This is a genomic window from Acidiplasma cupricumulans, from assembly GCF_001402935.1.
Classification (GTDB): Archaea; Thermoplasmatota; Thermoplasmata; order Thermoplasmatales; family Thermoplasmataceae; genus Acidiplasma; species Acidiplasma aeolicum.
Map to the genome: position 1 here is coordinate 36,745 of NZ_LKBH01000065.1, position 19,067 is coordinate 55,811.

Annotated in this window: 22 protein-coding genes and 1 tRNA gene; 6 read left to right on the plus strand and 17 right to left on the minus strand. The window is 33.5% G+C overall.

The annotated features are described in order from the left end of the window. Positions 1 to 80: 80 nt before the first annotated feature. Positions 81 to 2,519, plus strand: a complete 2,439-nt coding sequence (locus AOG55_RS02305) for an ABC transporter substrate-binding protein (protein WP_048102137.1) — start codon at positions 81 to 83, stop codon at positions 2,517 to 2,519. On the opposite strand, the gene AOG55_RS02310 is transcribed toward AOG55_RS02305, so the two are convergent. From AOG55_RS02310 to AOG55_RS02335, 6 genes are read right to left on the minus strand one after another with little or no spacing between them, the layout of a single operon-like run. Then, positions 2,503 to 3,900 carry a hypothetical protein gene (locus tag AOG55_RS02310; RefSeq protein ID WP_156318722.1) on the minus strand — a complete coding sequence of 466 codons (1,398 nt, stop codon included), beginning with the start codon at positions 3,898 to 3,900 and terminating at the stop codon, positions 2,503 to 2,505. The two genes, AOG55_RS02305 and AOG55_RS02310, sit on opposite strands and share 17 nt — an antisense overlap. Continuing rightward, complete coding sequence (locus AOG55_RS02315) at positions 3,863 to 4,687, minus strand: hypothetical protein (protein WP_048102139.1); 825 nt, start codon at positions 4,685 to 4,687, stop codon at positions 3,863 to 3,865. The genes AOG55_RS02310 and AOG55_RS02315 overlap by 38 nt, the downstream gene beginning before the upstream one ends. Then, the gene (locus AOG55_RS02320; RefSeq protein WP_048102140.1) at positions 4,671 to 5,702 is read right to left on the minus strand and encodes a hypothetical protein; all 1,032 of its coding nucleotides are present in this window, start codon (positions 5,700 to 5,702) and stop codon (positions 4,671 to 4,673) included. The genes AOG55_RS02315 and AOG55_RS02320 overlap by 17 nt, the downstream gene beginning before the upstream one ends. 53 nt (positions 5,703 to 5,755) lie before the next feature. Further along, positions 5,756 to 6,286, minus strand: a complete 531-nt coding sequence (locus AOG55_RS02325) for a GNAT family N-acetyltransferase (RefSeq protein ID WP_231563442.1) — start codon at positions 6,284 to 6,286, stop codon at positions 5,756 to 5,758. Next, positions 6,286 to 6,609, minus strand: a complete 324-nt coding sequence (locus AOG55_RS02330) for a transcriptional regulator (protein ID WP_048102142.1) — start codon at positions 6,607 to 6,609, stop codon at positions 6,286 to 6,288. The genes AOG55_RS02325 and AOG55_RS02330 overlap by 1 nt, the downstream gene beginning before the upstream one ends. 34 nt (positions 6,610 to 6,643) lie before the next feature. Further along, the gene (locus tag AOG55_RS02335) at positions 6,644 to 6,883 is read right to left on the minus strand and encodes a hypothetical protein (RefSeq protein WP_048102143.1); all 240 of its coding nucleotides are present in this window, start codon (positions 6,881 to 6,883) and stop codon (positions 6,644 to 6,646) included. Between the two features lie 71 nt (positions 6,884 to 6,954). On the opposite strand from AOG55_RS02335, the gene AOG55_RS02340 reads away from it, so the two are divergent. Continuing rightward, positions 6,955 to 8,379: an RtcB family protein gene (locus AOG55_RS02340; RefSeq protein ID WP_048102144.1), complete on the plus strand. Its 1,425-nt coding sequence runs from the start codon at positions 6,955 to 6,957 to the stop codon at positions 8,377 to 8,379. Position 8,380: 1 nt separating this feature from the next. Here the strand turns inward: AOG55_RS02340 and aroF are convergent, their stop codons facing one another. From aroF to AOG55_RS02385, 9 genes are read right to left on the minus strand one after another with little or no spacing between them, the layout of a single operon-like run. Next, entirely contained in the window at positions 8,381 to 9,163 is a 783-nt protein-coding gene (gene aroF / locus AOG55_RS02345) for a 3-deoxy-7-phosphoheptulonate synthase (RefSeq protein ID WP_052656839.1), read from the minus strand. Further along, positions 9,156 to 9,893, minus strand: coding sequence for an indole-3-glycerol-phosphate synthase (locus tag AOG55_RS02350; RefSeq protein ID WP_048102145.1), 738 nt, complete (start codon positions 9,891 to 9,893; stop codon positions 9,156 to 9,158). The genes aroF and AOG55_RS02350 overlap by 8 nt, the downstream gene beginning before the upstream one ends. Beyond that, positions 9,890 to 10,453, minus strand: a complete 564-nt coding sequence (locus AOG55_RS02355; RefSeq protein WP_048102146.1) for an anthranilate synthase component II — start codon at positions 10,451 to 10,453, stop codon at positions 9,890 to 9,892. Before AOG55_RS02355 ends, AOG55_RS02350 begins: the two co-directional genes overlap by 4 nt. After that, positions 10,431 to 11,579, minus strand: coding sequence for an anthranilate synthase component I (locus AOG55_RS02360; protein ID WP_048102201.1), 1,149 nt, complete (start codon positions 11,577 to 11,579; stop codon positions 10,431 to 10,433). Before AOG55_RS02360 ends, AOG55_RS02355 begins: the two co-directional genes overlap by 23 nt. Further along, complete coding sequence (locus tag AOG55_RS02365) at positions 11,560 to 12,156, minus strand: phosphoribosylanthranilate isomerase (RefSeq protein ID WP_048102147.1); 597 nt, start codon at positions 12,154 to 12,156, stop codon at positions 11,560 to 11,562. Before AOG55_RS02365 ends, AOG55_RS02360 begins: the two co-directional genes overlap by 20 nt. Continuing rightward, entirely contained in the window at positions 12,153 to 13,133 is a 981-nt protein-coding gene (trpD, locus tag AOG55_RS02370; protein ID WP_048102148.1) for an anthranilate phosphoribosyltransferase, read from the minus strand. The genes AOG55_RS02365 and trpD overlap by 4 nt, the downstream gene beginning before the upstream one ends. Then, positions 13,123 to 13,860 carry a tryptophan synthase subunit alpha gene (locus tag AOG55_RS02375; RefSeq protein ID WP_048102149.1) on the minus strand — a complete coding sequence of 246 codons (738 nt, stop codon included), beginning with the start codon at positions 13,858 to 13,860 and terminating at the stop codon, positions 13,123 to 13,125. The genes trpD and AOG55_RS02375 overlap by 11 nt, the downstream gene beginning before the upstream one ends. Positions 13,861 to 13,866: 6 nt before the next feature. Next, positions 13,867 to 15,111, minus strand: a complete 1,245-nt coding sequence (locus tag AOG55_RS02380) for a TrpB-like pyridoxal phosphate-dependent enzyme (RefSeq protein ID WP_048102150.1) — start codon at positions 15,109 to 15,111, stop codon at positions 13,867 to 13,869. A 59-nt stretch (positions 15,112 to 15,170) separates the two neighbouring features. Continuing rightward, the gene (locus AOG55_RS02385) at positions 15,171 to 15,824 is read right to left on the minus strand and encodes a class I SAM-dependent methyltransferase (RefSeq protein ID WP_048102151.1); all 654 of its coding nucleotides are present in this window, start codon (positions 15,822 to 15,824) and stop codon (positions 15,171 to 15,173) included. Positions 15,825 to 15,881: 57 nt separating this feature from the next. Between AOG55_RS02385 and AOG55_RS02390 the strand changes: the two genes are divergently transcribed. The 3 genes from AOG55_RS02390 to AOG55_RS02400 all read left to right on the plus strand — a co-directional run bounded on the left by AOG55_RS02390 (position 15,882) and on the right by AOG55_RS02400 (position 17,326). Beyond that, complete coding sequence (locus tag AOG55_RS02390; RefSeq protein ID WP_048102152.1) at positions 15,882 to 16,529, plus strand: triose-phosphate isomerase; 648 nt, start codon at positions 15,882 to 15,884, stop codon at positions 16,527 to 16,529. A gap of 13 nt (positions 16,530 to 16,542) precedes the next feature. After that, entirely contained in the window at positions 16,543 to 17,208 is a 666-nt protein-coding gene (locus AOG55_RS02395; protein WP_048102153.1) for a hypothetical protein, read from the plus strand. A 45-nt stretch (positions 17,209 to 17,253) separates the two neighbouring features. Further along, positions 17,254 to 17,326 (plus strand) — tRNA-Gly (locus AOG55_RS02400). Positions 17,327 to 17,810: 484 nt separating this feature from the next. On the opposite strand, the gene AOG55_RS02405 is transcribed toward AOG55_RS02400, so the two are convergent. Continuing rightward, positions 17,811 to 18,035, minus strand: coding sequence for a hypothetical protein (locus AOG55_RS02405; RefSeq protein WP_156150337.1), 225 nt, complete (start codon positions 18,033 to 18,035; stop codon positions 17,811 to 17,813). 206 nt (positions 18,036 to 18,241) lie between these two features. Between AOG55_RS02405 and AOG55_RS02410 the strand changes: the two genes are divergently transcribed. Then, a complete protein-coding gene (locus AOG55_RS02410) occupies positions 18,242 to 18,589 on the plus strand; it encodes a DUF488 domain-containing protein (protein WP_048102202.1) in 348 nt (115 codons plus the stop codon). On the opposite strand, the gene AOG55_RS02415 is transcribed toward AOG55_RS02410, so the two are convergent. Next, positions 18,584 to 18,919 (minus strand): DsrE family protein, encoded by a 336-nt coding sequence (locus AOG55_RS02415; protein WP_162200858.1) that lies wholly within the window; start codon positions 18,917 to 18,919, stop codon positions 18,584 to 18,586. The genes AOG55_RS02410 and AOG55_RS02415 overlap by 6 nt on opposite strands. Between the last annotated feature and the right edge of the window lie 148 nt (positions 18,920 to 19,067).

Consider the following 19,067-nt stretch of genomic DNA (forward strand, 5'->3'; position numbering starts at 1 on the left):
TCAAATTTATGGCAAATTAATTATGCACCCAATTCCAATTATTAAGAAAAGTTAAATATTTTAATTAAAATAAGCCTAAAATGAATTATAACATACCGGAACCAAAAGTTTTTCCGCAGAGGGTTAGATCATCCAAGAGGAAATGGTATGCTATAATTGTAATTATTATCCTTTTAATATCATCATTTTCAATACTCTCGGCATTACATCCGCATCCAATTGCACCTGAAACTTCCATTGCATCAGCAGGCAACTATGTAAGCACCGGCACACCATATAATATTACAATTAAACTCAATCAGCCCCCAAAATACGTGAAAATTTTCTGGGGGGATAATACAAACTCAAATATAAGCACATCCGGTACAGCCATCACCATAAGCCATATTTATACAAATCCAGGAATATATTATATACATTATTTTGCAGTCTTTACCTCAGGTATTTTATTTCCAGATTATTATATACCGGTTTATGTATCTTCTAACTATTTTTCAAATTATACGGCACAGGGCATATTGTCAGTGTATAATTATTCAAGGTCACCCATAAATCCTGACTCAAATATTTTTTATCCTAATACTAATATGAATATATCGGGATCATTTACACCTCCTGATGATCCTAATTACAGCCTTATTTCAGGAACATTTTATCTTTTTAAAAATGGAAATATTATAAAAACTTTTAACATTAATACATATTTTGATCACAGTTCAAAATCATATGTATATAAAAATTTAATTTTTAATTTTAATCATACTGCACCAGGAAATTATACAATGGAGCTTGTTACATATTCTGGAAACGTTTCATCATCGGGAAGTGTTAGTGATATCATATCATCAAAATATTTTCTGGATGTTATTATAACATCCAAAATCCCACATATTTATATAGATAAGAACATGCCATACATTGCATTTGCCTCATCATCACCATATAACAATCTTAATCCAGAAACTGCATATACGTCTGGGGATATGCAGATTTTAATGAACACCGAGGAATTCCTATTTTATTATAATCAGACCTCAGGCAAGTATTATCCAAATATAGCAGATTACCCAGAAATAAAAAATGATAACAAAACCTTTATATTTAAAATATCAAATTCATTTAAGTTTCAGAATGGTGAAACTGTAAATGCCTATGATGTTTATTATTCACTTGTAACTGACATAATCCTTGACAATGTAACACCCCAATCACCAGGATGGCTGCTTGCTCAGTACGTAATCCCTGGGAACTATTATACAAATGTAACATATAATAATATAAAGAACGCAATATCGTATAGCAATACATCAAACACTGTTACAATAAATTTTACCCATCCAATGAGCAATGAAACAGTTTACAGAATACTCACATCTCCTGGTGCATTTATTACATCGGCCTCTTATATGATCCAGCATGGTGCTGTTCTAAATATTACAAACGCTGGAATAGAAAAATTCAGGTCAAACTATGAAGATGGAAACTACAGTTACTTTGTAAACCACATCATCTCTGATGGCCCTTATGAAATTTTATCATTAAATAAAAACGCTGTCACGCTTATAAGAAACCCGTTTTTCATGGGAACAAAATATAATGCAATCCCGCATTTTGATATAATAAAAATATATTACGGCCTTTCCCTGGCAGGCAGGCTGCAGGGATTAAGATTAAATGCACTGCAGATGGCCTCTGTGCCATATGAATATTCAAATGCGTTCAGTGCAATAAATAATATTTCAATATCGGGCAATGTAACATATTCCGAAATATACAGTTTTAATTCAAATGTAAATCTAACAATGCTTGGAAACTACGGTTATTTTAATATGCCATATAATTTATTCTCAAATATAACTGTCAGGGAGGCTTTTTATAATGCATATCCAGGAAATAACCTGACACTTTCCAAGCATCTGTGGGATCAGTTTGTGTTAAATGCCGGTGATAAATATAATATAAAAAATTCAAGTGGTGTATTTCTCTATAATAACGCCACATTAAAAATACCATTATTTGTCAATTCTATAATAAATGACCCGGAGGTTGTTAGATATATTAACAATTTGCAGGGTGTCATAAAAGGATTAAAGGTAATAATAATTCCAGTTACAGGAGATAAAATGAAATCATACGAATTTTATGGTAATAATCCAATGCCTATTTACCTATCACTTTTACCCTTAAATATGAATTTAACCGAGAAAATTAGCTATCTTGGAAATCCAGAAAATGGAACATACATGTATCAGAACGGTTTCAGCATAGGACTGTACAATAAAAGCCACAAAAATCAGACCAAACTTATGTTAAATTTAAGTGCCTCAATAAATAAACTAACATTTAATTATTCAAGTAAGAACATAACCGATGCCCAGGAAAATCTCAGCATGCTCTACCTTTATATATTCACAAATGAAAATGTAACAATAACACATATTCATAGATCCAGTATTTATGGTTTTAGGTACTCTTTAAATAAAAATTATAACATAATAACATTTAATACATTATATTAGTTTCTTTTAAACTCGAGTATAGGAAGCATGCCACCCTGCCGTTGTAATAATCTGTGAATGCCGGTTTATTGTCCTTGCATATATCCATTGCATATTTGCAGTTCCAGAAATATGGACATCCAACCCTGTTCTCCTCCCTGCTTATTTCTCTTCCCGACATCATATCCATGGAAAATGGGTGCAGCTGCTCATTATTAAATTTTACTGTTGAATTTTTCTCCACAGGCATGCCTGCATATATGACGCAGACATCATTGAATGCCCATGGAAATTGAATCACAGCCCTTGGTCCTGATGCCACTGCCAGGGTGGCAAATTTAAATGTCTTTGATAATATATTTACATTTTTTAGTAAATTTCCATCCACATCTCCAGGTTCCTCAATAATAAGTAATTTTACATCGGAGAATGCATAAATAGCAAGCAGTATATGCTTAAGCAGTTCTGGGTCCACCTCATGGGGGTATTTATTAAGTTCTGAAGTATCAGATTTTATATTCATATATTTTAAATATTCGAGTATGTAGGCGTTTATTTCACTGTTAAGATCATGTTCTATTCCATGCCTGTTTATCCTGAGCAAAAGATTAAAAAATCTAAAATTTTTTTTCTCCATATCTATTCTAATCTTGTCCCTTGCATAGCTGTAATTATATTTAGAATTTTTTTTATAATAAATATTGACATAATCATCCTTAAATCTATAGAAATCCCTTAATTCAACTATATTTGCAAGATCTATGCCCTTTTTCTGGAGCAGCATAATCTCCATGAGTTCATTTTCTGGCTCCTCTGATCTTTCAAGTACATTCTTTATTTCATTTAATTTATTAATAACGCCGTATTCTGTTGCCCAGTATCTAAGATAATTTTCAGTATCAGGATACTTTTTATAACCATCCATTAAAAGTTTAATATCCTCCCTAGAAAATGTTTCCCTTCTTAAAACAGCATTTAATATCCTTACCCTTGCAGAATATGGTATAAAATCTATTATTTGATCCTTAATTTTTAAGGTTTTATCAAACAGTTCGCATGCGTGTTCAGGTATTATAAACACATTTTTAAGCGAGTATGCTGCGGCCATTAAATTTTTATCGTTCTTGCTGTATCTTTTAATTCTATTAATTAAACCTGAGACATCCTCACCGAGAATTTCCATTGTTCCTGATACTTTAATATTTTCATCGGCATTAAGATAAAAAATGGACATAAACAGATCCTTTCTCTCATCATTAAAGATTAGAAGTACGCTTTCATTATCCATTATTTCATGGTTTAATCCGTATAGTCTAAGGTTTTTATTATTAATAGCCGAGAAGTTATTGAATTTAATAACAGGATTATTCCTTTCCATAGATTCCGGACCTCCTGATGCCATAGCCTAACCCGTGGGCAGAAAGAACGAATAATGACAGAAAAATAACTGGAAACATTTCAACCCACCACATCCCAATGGATAAATAAGTAATTCCGTTGCCGTTAATATACATTAATGTACCAAGATTAACCAGCAAAAAATTGCCTGTATAAATACCAAAAAATAAAATTAAATTAATAATTGCATACATTGTTCCAATATCTGAAAATATATATGGAATCAATTTTTTAAAGACATATTTTATTAAATATATTAAATTTCCATCAGGTCTTTTAAGATTAATCAGGCGCCTGATATAAAATGGAAACCATGAAATTCCTGCACCTATTATTATGCCATAAATTGACGGCCTTATAATGTACATTAATATTAATATGAACACCATATAAGGCATGCTGAATAGGGATAAATTAAAGAGTCCTATTATTTTACTATAAATCCTATTTCTTAAATAATAACCGGGGAAGGAAATTATAAATCCTATTAAAAGGGCAAGAAAAACCGAGGAAAATGTTAAAGTTAAATCCAGTTTTAGCGTGGCCAGCATTGCCGGAAGTAAATTTATTCCAAATATTGAGGTACCAAAATAATAGTGCCATCCATCAGAAAATTTTGGCGGGCTTGGAAATAAAGTTTTATTGTAACTAAATTCAATAAGGCTGTATATACTTTTAACACCAAGATAATAGGGATATAATTCATCAAGAATGTAAAAAATAATATAAAGTAAGAATACTGCAAGAAATACAATAAGTTCAAGGTTCCAGTTTCTAATATTCCTCTGCATTTTTTGTGCCCCCAAGTATCATTATATCCATCATTAAATTAAACACAATAACCATTGAAGAGAATATGAAAGCTGAACCAAGCATGCCCATCAATCCCGAAGGAAAATCAATTATTGAATATATAAAAAATTCACCAAGATTCATGTATGAAAAAATGTATGTAACTATTATAATTCCACTTAAATAAATTCCGAAGATTGTTTTGTACTCATGAAGCATAATATACCTTATATTTCTCTTAATATGATAAATAAAATTATCATCATCAACATTTTTTAAAATTCTGATCCTAACATATTTTTTTTTGTATTCAATTGTTGTAAGCCTCTTAATAAATATGGTAAGATACAATGCCACCGGTATAATAATTGAGACAAACGGCATTACAAACCTTAATAAATAATAGTAAAGGAATCCTAATGATCCATGTATAATCGCATCAAAAAGTATAATATCTGTTGGCCTTGTTATTATTATACCGTTGTTTGCATAGATAACCCATGAATATTTTGCTGCATAGTATTCAGGCATTATATATCTGTATGGTAATATTCTATATACCCCAGAAAGTATACCTATAAAAACTATTGGTAAAATAAAATATAAAACAGTTACAGGAAAAATATTTATATCAAGTCTCTGATCTTTCATGGATCTGAATCCAAGGAAGAAGCCTATTTTATATGAAATTACAAGTATAACAATAAATGCCAGAATTATTAAAAAAAGTGTTTCAGGCAGCATTTCCATTATACCTGTATGGGTACTCCCAGAATATATCAAATTGGATGTATTTCCGAGCCTTAATGTTATTAAATCATATATAAAATAGAAATACTGTATAAAAAGAGGCTTGTTTAATCCAAGAATGTTATTTGCGCTGGACAATGAGTTATAATCTGCATAGATATATGAAGACGGAATTAATTTTTCAATAATAAAAAGCACAAGAGTAACGCCTATAAAAACTGAAAGATATTTTATTAACAGTGTTTTACAGGCTTTTTTCCACATAAAATGCGCAATACAAAAACCACATTTAAATTTTTATGTTTTTCAGGATGCCATCAATTTTCATTCAGCGTATCGGTAAAAAAGGTCATTAATACATCATCAACGTATTTATTGTCTATTATAAACTGATTTTTTCTGACGCCCTCGTATTCAAATCCGATTTTTCTGTAGGCCTTTATGGCATTTACATTTGTTGAAAATACCTCCAGATTTACCTTTTTTATGCCCTCCTTTTTTGCCCATTTCAGTGCCTCAAGAATTAACCTTGTACCTATCTTCATATGCCTGTATCCAGATCTAATTGCTATGCCCAGATTGGCGGTATGCCTGTTTTTTTTATAAAGCCCCCTCTGCAATGTTAAAACACCAATGACCATTGAGCCATTGAGGCATATTAATGTTAACTCATCGGGATTTTTTAGCCTTTCCTGCTCCCCCCTTTCAGTTAAAAGATAATACTCGCTTACAAGGTATACCTTTTCATCCATAACGCTCTGCATGCAGTTTATTATTCCACGAGCATCTGCCGGTGTTGCCCTTCTAATCTCAAGATCATTCTTTTGGGATTTTTTCCATAACATCATTATTTACTCTCCAGAATATTTTTTATATCGTTATATATAGATTCTATTTTATCTATAACATCCCTGCCGTATTTTAATATTTCATCACGCCGGTCGAGAAACGTTGAGGTAAGTATTGCCCCCTCCCTTGATGCCTCTATAATCCCATCACGTTCAAGTATCCTTAATGAATATCTTATTTTATGTTCTGGTATGCCTGTCTGCTGGGATATTTTAATTATCCCCAAAGGCTGCTCATGCAGCAATGTTTTAATTATCAAAACATGCCTGTTAAGCGTATCTGCGTCTTCATTTATTTCCTTGAAAATAGAGTAATCCTCCATGGTTAATGTATGACAAGGCTTTATATATTATTATCTAAATTTTATCATTATCAATTGAATACAGAATCTTATCGTCTTCCTTTATTGTAAATCTTGATGTTGTGCCCAGAAGTTCCTTTAATTTTTCTATTCTTTCATTTATATATTCATCATATTTTGATGGGTCATTTGAATTTTCTCTTATCTTTAATGTGTTTTTTAACAGTGCTATCTGCAGCTTTATCTCAAATTTCTTTCTATCGCTAAATGAATCTATATTAAAGGTTTTTGACATTTAACCTGTATCCCATTATTATTTTATTAACTTTTTCTAAAGAATTATCTTTTATGATTAAATACACATGTATGTTTAATCTTAAAAAAATCAGTGAATTCGCCTACGAACTGCCAGAGGACCAAAGTATGAAAGTTCCTGGTATAATTTATATAAATGATACACTTTTAAAAAATTTTACAAATGATGAGCCAATAAAACAGGTTAGAAATGTGGCATCGCTGCCCGGGATAGTCAAGGCATCAATAGCCATGCCGGATATACATATGGGTTATGGCTTTCCGATAGGCGGGGTTGCAGCCTTTGATTATGATAACGGCATCGTATCTCCCGGCGGCGTCGGTTATGATATAAACTGTGGGGTAACCCTAATTAAAACAAATTTAAAATATCAGGAAGTAAGAAATAAAATTGCTGATATTATTGAAAATCTTTATAAATCAATACCTGCAGGGATAGATCATAAGTCAAGCCTTAGATTGAACCAGCAATCATTAAGCAATATACTTTCTGAGGGCATTTACTGGGCGTTGGAAAATGGATATGCAACAGAAAATGATATGTTAAATACTGAGGAATCCGGAAAAATTGAATGTGATGCATCCTATGTAAGTGAAAAGGCAATGGCCCGCGGTATTAATGAACTTGGTACCCTCGGGGGTGGAAATCATTTTCTTGAGATACAGCGCGTCAGTTCAATTATGGATGATAAAACATCCAAAATGTTTGGCATGGAACCCGATCAGGTCACCATTATGGTACACACAGGTTCACGTGGACTTGGTCATCAGGTGGCAACTGATTTTATAACTGAGATCTTGAATTCTGGGGAAGGTATAAAAAATGAAAATGATAAACAGTTAACATCAGTGTACATATCATCAAAAATAGGGCAGCGTTATATAAACTCCATGAATGCAGCTGCCAATTTCAGCTTTGTTAACAGGCAGATAATTACATATAAAATAAGAAAGGTTTTTGAGGAAACATTCAAAAGAGATTATGAATCACTCGGTATGGATATACTCTACAGCCTTGCACACAATATGGCAAAGCAGGAATATCATATTATAGAAAATACCAAGAGGAAGCTGCTTGTTCATAGGAAGGGTGCCACAAGGGCATTTCCGGCAGGTGTTGCAGAAGGAAAATTTTCAAGTACAGGATATCCTGTTATAATTCCAGGTGATATGGGCACAGCCTCCTATGTTCTTGTTGGTACCCAGGAAAATATGAAAAATTCATTTGGAAGCTCATGCCATGGTGCAGGAAGGGTCTTAAGCAGAAAGGCATCCAATGAAAAATTCACACCGGAATCTGTTCTAAGGGAACTCAATGATAGGGGCATATATATAAGGGCAGCAACAAAAAAGGTTATAACCGAGGAATCACCAGAAAGCTATAAGGATATTGATGAGGTTATAAAGGTTGTTAATGGGGCTAACATCGCAAGGCCTGTACTGAAATTAACGCCGCTTGCAGTCATGAAAGGATAATTTATATTATATTTTTTCTCGTAATTTCTGTTATTCTTTTAATTTTATCATAAAGTTCCATGAATTCTGGAACTGTTAGCTGCTGTGCAGCATCACTTAAAGCCTCCTTTGGATTTGGGTGAACCTCTATTATCAGCCCATCAGCACCAGCCGCAGTACCCGCCATGGCCAGTGGTTCCACGTATCTGTTTATGCCTGCCGGATGGCTTGGGTCTATTAAAACAGGGTATTCTGTTTTTTCATGCAGAACCGGAACTGCAGATACATCAAGTGTAAACCTTGTGGAGGTCTCGAATGTCCTTATACCTCTTTCAACCAGCATTATTTTTTTATTACCGCCAAGTGCAAGGTATTTTGAAGACCCTATCAGCTCATCAATTGTATTTCCGAAGCCTCTTTTAAGAAGTACTGGCTTATTATATTTACTAACTGCCTTAAGAAGAGAAAAATTCTGTGAATTTCTGGAACCTATCTGTATTATATCTGCATATTCCTCAACAAGTGGCAGGTTTTCCTCATCCATAACCTCGGTAATTATTGCCATGCCTGTTTCCTCCCTTGCCCTTGCCAGAAGCTTCAATCCCTCCTCACCAAGTCCCTGGAAGGATTCCGGCTGCGTTCTTGGCTTGAATGTACCCCCTCTGAGAACATTCACACCGATTTTTTTGAGGTCCCTGGCAACGCCAAGTATCTGCTCCTCACTTTCCACTGAACACGGTCCGGCGATCATGAGGAATTTATCATCTGTTAATTCCAACTCGTCATTTATTTTTATGTCAATCATTTTTACCACTAGCTATTTTATTTATTAAACCTTCACCTGAAAGCAGTGCTGTTCCTATAAGAAGCCCGTCATATTTCTTTATTGGCAGGGCCTCCACATTTTCCAGGGAAATACCGCTTTCAAGGACCAGTGGCAAACCAAATTTTTTTAGGAAGTCATATGCATTTTCTGATTCATCTTCTATTTTTAATGTTTCAAGATTTCTTCTATTGTAGCCAAGCAATACATTTTCATCTGGGTATATATTGCCAATTTTTTTCATATCATGTATTTCAAGGAGCACCTCCATATTTAATGAGGCCCCGTACCTTATAAATTCCCTTATTTTATTGTAGTCAAGGAAATCTGCTATCAGCAGGAACACATCTCCACCGATCATGTAGGATGATTTTATCATATCCGTGCTAGATATGAAATCTTTAATTAATATTGGTTTGCTATAGCATTGCACGGATACAGCATCTAACTGATTCCCATTGAAATAATGGGGCTCCGTTAAAATACTGAATCCTGCAACGCTTTCCTTAATCTTATTATAGTATTTAAATATATCATTATTAACAATATTGTTGAAACCTGATGGTGATTTCCTTTTATACTCAGCTATAATTCCTGGTTTTATTTTAGAACTTTTTAATGAATCCTTTAGGCTCAATGTATTTCTAATGCGTTTATTGTCCATAATTAATTCTCTACTGTAATTCTCCCTGTAAATATCATCCACTATCATACTGCATCAATAAAATTTTTTAAGACCCTATATCCATCATTTGTATAGTAACTCTCGGGATGGAACTGGACTCCAAAAAAGTGGTTATCGCGTGAATGGAAACCCATTATCTCGCCATCAGTTATGGATACCGCATCAACTATAATGTTGCTGTTTTCAGTAACGACTAGGGAATGATACCTTATTGCATTAAACGTTTCTGGTATACCATTATAAATGATGCCTTCTGAGTGTTTAATGGCATCTATCTGCCCATGCATAATTCTTTTTGATAGCCTGATATCTGAACCAAGATAATACGCCAGTGTTTGATGCCCAAAGCATATTCCAAGGAATTTCTTATGCCTGTTATTATCTATAAATTCGTACAGTTTTCCACGGTCCTCTATATTTTTTGGATTGCCTGGGCCCGGGGATATTATTATGCCATCATAATCTGATTTTTCAGGGCTTATCATGTCATTTTCCAAAATTTTTACATCAACCCCCATGGATGCAACATACTGGTATATATTATACACAAAGGAATCGTAATTATCAATTATTAATATCCTTTTCATATAAACCACCTATAACAGTTAATGCCTTGGAATACATTTCATGAATTTCATTTTCTGGGATAGAATCCTTAACAATACCTGCACCTGCCTGTATATATGAACCATCTTTATTTTTATATAAACTCCTTATTAGGAGTGCCATATCAGCATAATTCTTGCCGACAATCCCAAGTGTACCGGCATAAGGCCCTCTGGGCTTTTCCTCGTATAAATTTATGAGCTGCATGGCACGCTTCTTTGGTGCTCCGCTTACAGTGCCTGCAGGAAAAACTGCCCCAAGTATATCACCAAGTTTTTCTGTTTTTAATTTGCCGGTAACCTGGCTAACTATGTGCTGTACTGTTGAAAATTTTTCTATGGTCATGGATTTTACCACCCTTACTGAACCAGGTATGCATATCTTTCCAAGATCATTCCTTGCCAGATCAACAAGCATCCTGTGCTCCAGAAGCTCCTTTTCATCACTTAATAGTTCTTTTTCAAGTCTTAAATCCTCGATTTCGTCATTACCTCTTTTTCTTGTTCCAGCAATTGGGTCTATCATTATTTCATTTCCATTTAATGTAAACAGGTTTTCCGGTGAGCTACCTATTATTTCCATATCACCAAATTTGTAGTAATAAACATACATTGATTTATCATATTCCAGAAAATTCCTGAGCAGGCTGATCGCATTAAAACCATCAACATCAAATCTCTTTGATATTACCATCTGCAGAAGTTCACCATTTTTTATTCTATTTATTATCTCAGAAACAATTTTTTCCATATTATTATCCATTATGCTCTCATTTTTTATTTTTTTAGTACTGTTATTTCTCACAATTTTTCCTGTATAAACCTTTTCAGGGATAAGCATGGCCACAGATGGCCATGATGATTTTTTAATCCCTATATCCGGATATATTGAATCAACAAAATCATATGTAACAAACATTGGTACCATGGAAGAATTTTTTAAATATTCATCAATGCAATTTAACTTATCAATTGCATTTTCATTTATCATGATGGGATTCTTATTAGATACAAATAAATATTCAGTACCATTTATTCTGTCCGCATCAAACCTAACAAAGTATGCAAAATTTTTATCAATACATTTTTTAATACTGTTTAAGAGCATTTTTTTCACCTAGTTTTATGAAAAGTTCATCTATCCTTTTTTCCGATTTTTTACCTATTTCACTTTCAAGCGAACTGCTTAAATCTATAAACTCCGGATTTAATGATAAAATATTAGAAACATTTTCAGGGCTTATTTTCCCTGCAAGTCCAATACCTGTAAGATCAATATTTCTTAGATCATCCATGCGATTTACTATACCTGATCTATCCTCTAAGAGTATATAATCGGATCCTGCCTTTTTATATTCATCTATTCTTTCTAAATAATCATTTTTTGAAATGTCTATTACCGAAATTACATTCTTTTTTAGAACATTTTTTATATATTTAACATCTCCCGGAGAGTGATCAAAATGAAGCTGTATAATATCCTCATTGATTTCATTTGCATCAGGCATTGATGTATAAACGCCAACCACGCCGGTTTTCTTAATATTTTTAATCTCTTTTATTAGATCCTCTGTACCATGCCTTTTAACAGAATAATCAAGAATGACGCCTATAAATTCAGCCCCTTTTTTAATTGAGTATTCAGCATCATGCACATTTGTAATTCCACATATTTTTACCTTCAATTAAACACCTCCTTTATTTTATTCTTTACAGATCCAGAGCTGATATGATCAAGCACAATTGAATATGCCTCATCCATGGTACCGGCATAATTATTTACTATAAGTGCAGGAGCAGCATTTATGGCTATAAATTCAGACACCTTTTTGTTTTTACCAAGCATGCCATCCACTGCCATTCTAAAGCTTTTTTCCGGATCCACTGAAATAATATCATCATAGGCTATTTCCATATCAAAAAAATTCCTGGGCCTTATTTTATATGACTTTATATACCCATCAATGATGTAAAGTATTGAATCATCAAATGGGGATATCTCATCCATTCCATCCATTCCAAAAACAACCACCCCCTTCTTATGGTCATGAAGAATTACATTCGCATACATATCTGCTATTTTCTCATCATATGCACCTAAAACCAGATTATGTGGGTTAAGGGGATTTGTTAGGGGTCCTAGTATATTAAATACAGTCCTGAATCCAAGACTTTTCCTCACCGCGGCAAATTTTGCAAAGTTCTCATTGTACTCCGGTGCAAGTATGTAAACATAATTTTTTGCATTAAGATTATTGATTATTTCACTCTCATCCATTTTAAATTTATAACCTAAATATTTCATAAGATCGGCACTTCCGTGGCTTCCTGTGGCGCCAAAATTACCATGCTTGGCTATTTTTATGCCGATCGATGCAAGTACAATACTGGCAGCAGTACTTACATTAACGGTATTTTTTTTATCGCCTCCTGTACCAACTATATCTGTTAAATTACTGTATTTGATATTTATTCTGGCCATAGACCTTAGAGCATCTGCAAATCCTGAAATTTCCTCAGGAGTTTCGCCCTTATTGTGCATAAATGTTAGAAACTGCGCCTTGAATTCATCGGGCATGTTTAGGGCCCTTATTAACAGTTCTCTTGCCTCATCAAATGTTAGATTTTTATAATTTTCAAAATTAAAATCATCATTCATCATCCAGTACACCCCTTATTTTATTTATATAATCTAAAAATCCCTTCTTATCATTCTTTTCCAGCATTTTTTCTATGTAACTTCCTATGGCAACTCCAGATCCACCGTTTTTCATCAACTGTTTTATATCCTCCTCAGTTTTTATTCCAAAGCCATACGTAATCTCTCTGCCGGGCAAAAGCTGATTTATCCTTTCTGTTGTATAATCTATTTCATATGGTATATCTATACCTGTGGATGGCTGAAGTCCATAATAAATCCATGAACTTGTCATTTCTGCTATTTTCTTAATTATATGATCGGGCGTTGATGGTGAAAAAAAGGGTATGTATTCAAAATTTTTATTATTTAAATACGATATTTTCTCCTCGGCCTCTGAATAATAATCTATGATAAGGTCTGGAATTATGATTCCGGAAAAACCTCTTGATATTAAATAGGATATAAAATCCTCAAATTTTGGCCCTATATCAGAATAATATGATAGTGAATACATCTTAATACCGTTGCTTTTAAAATACTGGAATATTGGTTTATAAAACCCATCATTGAAATTCTGATTTCCAACCCTGTGTGTTATCCTTATTGTTGGCCCATCATATCTGGGGTCGTCTGATGGGAATCCAAACTCAATATAGTTTATTTTATTCACTGGCATGGCCATTAAAAAATCTTTTAATGTATTGTTATCCGGATATCCAAGTGTGAAATATGGTATTAGATTTTTCATTTTACCTCACTGGAAAATGGATAAATCCAAAAGTCCGTGTCCGCTCACATTCACAACTATTGTTTTCTTCTCATTTTTATGAGCTTTTACATAATTCAACATTGTTGCTATTGCGTGACCAGATTCCGGTGCTGCTATTATTCCCTGCGTATTCGCAAATGTTCTTATGGCATTTTTTACCTCTTCCTGATTTACCTCATCACTTTTAATTCTGCCCTTATTTATTAAAAGGGATAATGAGGGTGATGCACCATGGTATCTTAAACCACCCGCATATATTGTGGGTGGAACAAAATCTGCACCAAGTGAATACATCCTAACCTCAGGCAGAACCCCGGCAGAGTCCATCAGATCATATTTATAATCTCCCTTGGAAAATTTGGGGACCTCATCTGCTGTTGTGGCAATTATCTCAGTATCTGGATGGTCGGGTATAAATGGAAATGTAAAACCTCCAAAATTACTGCCACCACCAACGCATCCTATTAAAACATCTGCATGCTCTCCAATAAGTTCAAGCTGTTTTTTGGTTTCAAGCCCAATTACGCTCTGGTGTGTAAGTGCACTATTCATTACACTTGCGACCATGTATCTGTAATCATGATCAAGGGCATATTCCACAGCCTCACTTATACCTATTCCAAGGGTTCCCGGATGGTCAGGGTTCTCACTTAATATTTTTCTACCGTATTCGGTCAGGTTTGAGGGGCTTGGAACAACGTTGCCGTTATAAAGGTTCATGACTATTTTTCTAAGCGGCTTCTGTATAAAGCTGACCTTAACCATAAATATCTGCGCTGGAAGCTTATATAATGATGCAGCCAGGGCTGTTGCCGATCCCCACTGCCCGGCACCTGTTTCTGTTGTTACACCATTAACGCCCTCGTTTTTTGCATAGTATGCCTGTGCAATGGCTGTATTTATCTTATGTGAACCTGTGGCCGTGGCGCCCTCAAATTTGTAAAATATCTTCCCGCCATAATCCAGATACTTTTCCAGGTTTTTTGCCCTTATTAACGGTGTGGGCCTTCCTATTTGCTCGTACTGTTCTATTACCTCATCCGGTATTTTTTCATATCTTTTAAATGTAAATTCCTGCCTTAAAACCTCCTTTGGCAGTATTTTATTAAGCAGGTTTATGGATGAAAATTCCGCCTTTGAATCCTTTGGTGGCGGAAGTGGTTCTGGCAGGTCCGGAATTACATTGTACCAGTTTTCTGGTATTATCTCACTATTAATTGCTGATATCATGAATGGTATATTTATACATAATATATAATCATTATTGAATATTATTTATGTATAAATATTTAAATTTTGATGCTGGTATGTATTACAATGGACCCGGATAAAAAACTCCTTATGTTGATAATCCTAAATCCATGTTTTTTGAGTAATTCTGACACCTGATTTGGTGAATAAAATTCTCTTATAGATTCTGAAAAATATGAGAATGCATCAGTTTTTGTTAATGCGTCTCCAATCTTTCTTAGTATTTTATGAAGATAAAAATCAAATAAAAACCTGAAATATGGGTTGTCGGGCTCATATATTTCCATTATAATAAAAAAGCCCTGTTTCTTTAAAATTCTGTGTGTTTCATAAAAATAATTATTTATTTTATCATTAAGGGGCCTTATTAAAAATGCTGATGCGGCCAGATCAAAATAGTTATCGGGAAAATCTGTTTCAGTAGCATCAGCCCGTAATTTTATTAACCTTTTATTTTTAATCTGGTCTAGCATTTTTTGACTTATATCAATGGAATAAATTCTGCCATCCCTAAATTTTGATGTAAGAACATTGCTTAATTTTCCCGTACCAGCCCCAGCGTCGAGTATGAATGAATTTTTTGGAAGCCTTATTTTTTTTACCATAGCATTTCTCCAGTACATATCCATGCCCAGGGTTTCAATGGTTGTAATCCTGTCATAATTTATGCTAATATTTTCAAAGTTGTACATTATTAAACAATAATTATAAGGCATATTATTATATTTACAATAATTATATACCAATACATGGAACCAGAAATATTTGTAAATTTTAAGCATTACGAAAATGCTGTTGGTAAATCATGCGAGGAACTATTAAAGGATTTTAACACACTTAAAAATAAAAATATCTATTATTGTCTGTCCCCAATAGATTTAAGATTGAAGACTGAATTTACCAGCCTTAATATATTCTCTCAGACAGTTGATGCCAATGGTTATGGCGCTTATACAGGTTCTATTTCAATGGAATCATTAATCGATATAGGCGTAAACGGCTCATTATTAAACCATTCAGAGAGACGAATGGCAAAATCAGACATAATTAAAATAATAGAAAAATCAAAAAAGCTTGATTTCAAAATTGTTCTTTGTGTGGAGAGCCTTGATGAGGTTAGAGAGTATTCAAAATACGATCCCGAGTACATAGCATATGAGCCACCGGAATTAATAGGTGGTGATATTTCTGTTTCAAATGCCAAACCTGGCATAATAAAAAACGCATCCGAAATATGCAATGATAGGAATATTAAACTCCTTGTCGGTGCTGGTGTTAAAACATATGAGGATGTAAAAAACTCAATGAATCTTGGGGCTTATGGAGTTTTAATTGCATCTGGTATAATCAAAAATCCGAAACCAATAAATAAGTTAATTTCATTAGGCAATTTATAATACTGGTGAAGTCATGGCAAATCCAAAGAAAGATGAACCAATTTTCGTTGAACCACCGTTCGATAAAAAAGGTTACCTGAAATATGAAAGGGAAAGGGCAAAGGCCATTATATTTGTCTTTTTAATAGGTTTGGTTGTTGGTATATTATCTGCATTTTTTGAAATATACGGTTTCTGGTATCTTGGCGTCCTTTTGCTAATAGCAATTTTATATTTTTTAAACAGAATTATCAAATTTTTGAAAATAGGTTTGCCAAAACAGACCTCACATAAAATATATATGTACGGTGAATTAATAATAACATGGTTTATATTCTGGATAATCGCATTAAATCCACCAGTGCACCTAATTTCAGGCCCAGAAATAGTAAACTTGCAGTTTGAAAATAACAATCACTGGACAAATTTAACAGAGGTGAGTGGAAAATATGACATACCATTTAATGGTAAAACAACGGATCACCTTAGGTATCATACAGACTACAAATATCCCATAACCGCCATATATATAAATGAAACCACGTCGGGAATAACCAGGCCTGTTAAATATACTGAATCCCATAATGAGGTATACTTTAATTTAACTTCTGTAAGCCCTGAAAGCACATATTATGTTCATATTACAGAAAAATCTTCATACAAGAGTACCAGTGAGACCTTTAAATTCTTTATAACCTGATAATAATAGAAAAATAAATAATCTTAATTGTAATTATGAAACTGCGCAGGTGTGGTGTAGCCTGGTAGCACGGAAGCCTTCCAAGCTTTCGACCCGGGTTCAAATCCCGGCACCTGCATAAATATAAAAGTTCGGTTCTGTACCATATTTTGTGTAAATATAAACCCCGGTTAATAATGAAATATTCACAATATACCTTCTTGTTTTCGGAATTTTTCTTAACAATGAAAATAAATACCATCTCAGGCTTTATGCATATAAAAATTATCTAATTTTTATATTTATTGCATTTTCAATAACCATGATACCATCATCTATGGAATTGTATTGCTCAATTTTTACCTTTATAATACCAACGATAATTTTGGGTTATTCATTGAATTATCTTATGGCCTTTTATTATATAAAATACCAGGAGATCCTAAGAACTAACCTTTTTTTCATCTCATCCCCGAACTTCTTTAACAATTCAGGATCCTTTAATATCTCCTCTAAAACATTCTCTATTACTTTAGATTTAAAATGATTCCGGTGCAGCCTCAATTATCCTTTTTGCAATTCCTTGTAGTGCCTCGGATGGCAGTATTTAGCATCCTCAGGATTTACTGCATTGCACCTTGGGCACTTCTTTGGCATCGGCTCAATGATTTTATTCTCATTTGTTTTATTCCATAGGCCTTTAATATTGCATTGTCATGGTCCCTCATTGATAAATGTATATATGTTCTTGTCTGCCTTGATCCATGTACCCATCCCATCTGTGATTCCAATGGTGCCTCTGCAACCTTTGATGCCAGAATCGCCCTAGCATTAGGTAGCTCACCCACAAAATTTAAGAATAAAATATGTGATAACCTCATTAAGTATCATATAATATTATAAAAAGGCGATCCCTGAAACATTTGCCAACGGGATAGAGGGTATTGGGTGTATCCAGGAAGTTTAAGCATCAAAGAGATGATAACTTCCAAAGGTGTATGTTAACATGGTTAACAGAAACTGTAACCTACATAGTATGAATGGAGATCATAAAATGATAAAATTAAAAAGAATTTACTTGCCATATTCGCAGGATGATGGATTTAGAATACTTGTGGAACGTCTATGGCCGCGCGGTATTAAAAAATCAGAGGCACACATAGATTTATGGCTAAGTGACATAGCGCCATCAAACGATTTAAGGAAATGGTTTAACCATGAGGATTCAAAATGGGATGAATTTAATAAAAAATATTACGAGGAGCTCTCAAAAAATAATGCAACAGAAACCCTAAAAGATATAATTAGGGATCATGATGTTGTAACATTTTTGTATTCCTCAAGAAATGAGATGCATAATAATGCGGTTTCACTTAAATATTATGTTGAAAAATACTTATAGCTGCAAATATGCATATCCCATAAGCTGTTTTTCAACAATTTCCTGGACACCAGCATCAACTATGCCGATTCCAATATCTGTCGCTATCAGGTCCTCATCAATATTCTGTTCTTTCAATGAATTTCTGCATGCATTTATTTTTATATTCATATCTAAGAGTTCCTTTATCCTGTTAAGTTCTGGATAATCTTTTAATAGCGATTTTACCGCATTTCTTGTAAATACAACCTCTATAAATGCATCGGGCATTGCCCTCCGCAAATTTTTAATCTGCTTTATTATGGCGTTTATATTATTTATATCATTGCCGTTTACTATAATATTCTGCATGGTTAACATTATTATAAAATCATATTTTTATATTTTTATGCACCAAAGTCTTTATAATTAAAAATAAATTATAGGGTGTCCAAACATACGTCAACTCACTATGTACATTATTTTCCTCCCTGAATTTCCGGTTATTTTATTGGCCATT